This window comes from Microvirga soli (genome assembly GCF_016734765.1).
Lineage (GTDB): Bacteria > Pseudomonadota > Alphaproteobacteria > Rhizobiales > Beijerinckiaceae > Microvirga > Microvirga soli.
In genome coordinates this window covers 1-1,032 of the sequence record NZ_JAERQE010000153.1, presented here as the reverse complement: position 1 = coordinate 1,032, position 1,032 = coordinate 1, and the positions used below count along the sequence as shown (strand labels likewise).

At 64.1% G+C, this 1,032-nt stretch carries 1 protein-coding gene; it reads left to right on the top strand.

The features are described 5' to 3' along the window. Positions 1-87: 87 nt before the first annotated feature. Positions 88-1,020: an IS481 family transposase gene (locus JKL45_RS29615; protein ID WP_201865348.1), complete on the top strand. Its 933-nt coding sequence runs from the start codon at positions 88-90 to the stop codon at positions 1,018-1,020. The last annotated feature ends 12 nt before the right edge of the window (positions 1,021-1,032 follow it).

Below are 1,032 nucleotides of genomic sequence, written 5' to 3'. Positions count from 1 at the left end.
CTAGCTGTGAGATCTAAGGAGGTTGTTCATCCCGTCTGAGGGCCTGAAGGTGGTCGTTGCGACACGAACCCCTGATGGACCTGAGAGATGAACAACCCGCACCAGAATGCCCGTACGACCCCCCTGGGTCGAGCGGAAATGATCCGCCGCATCCTTGAAGACGGCCAGCCGATCCGAGAGGTGGCGGCCGGCTTCGGCATCAGCGAGCGCACCGCCCGCAAGTGGCTGGCACGCTACAGGGCGGAAGGGCCCAGCGGACTGGACAACCGTTCCTCTTGCCCGCGAACGGTGGCAAACCGCACGGGCGAGTACTGGATCGGCGTGATGGAGATGCTGCGGCGGGAGTACCGCCTCACGGCAGACGAGATCGCTGGCAAGCTGAAACTGGCCCGTTCCACTGTAGCAGCCTGGCTCACCCGACGGGGCTTGGGCCGCCTGACAGCCCTGGAGCCAAAGGAACCTCCGCGGCGCTATCAGCGTCAGCACCCCGGCGAGCTGATCCACCTGGACATCAAGAAGCTGGCCCGCTTCGAGCGGGTGGGTCATCGCATCACAGGTGATCGGCGCAATCCCAGTGCTGGGGCGGGCTACGACTGCTTCCATGTGGCCATTGATGACGCCACTCGCCTGGCCTATGTCGAGGTGCTGCCGGATGAGACCCGCCGCTCAACCACAGCCTTCCTGGTCAGAGCTCTGCGCTGGTTCAGAGCGCGAGGCATCCGGGTCGAGCGGGTGATGACGGACAACGGGTCTGGCTACGTCGCCAGACTGTTCCGCAAGGCGCTGCGGCTACTCGGGATCCGGCACATCCGCACGAGACCGTACACGCCGAAAACCAACGGCAAGGCTGAGCGCTTCATCCAGACACTCCTGCGAGAGTGGGCTTATGCGATCCCGTTCAGTTCATCGGATGCTCGGATCGCCGACCTGCCGCGGTGGCTGACCTGGTACAATCAGCAGCGCCCACATGGTAGCCTCGGGCGACGAACACCGGCTCAGGCTCTCGCCGGAACAACCTGATCAGAAGTCACA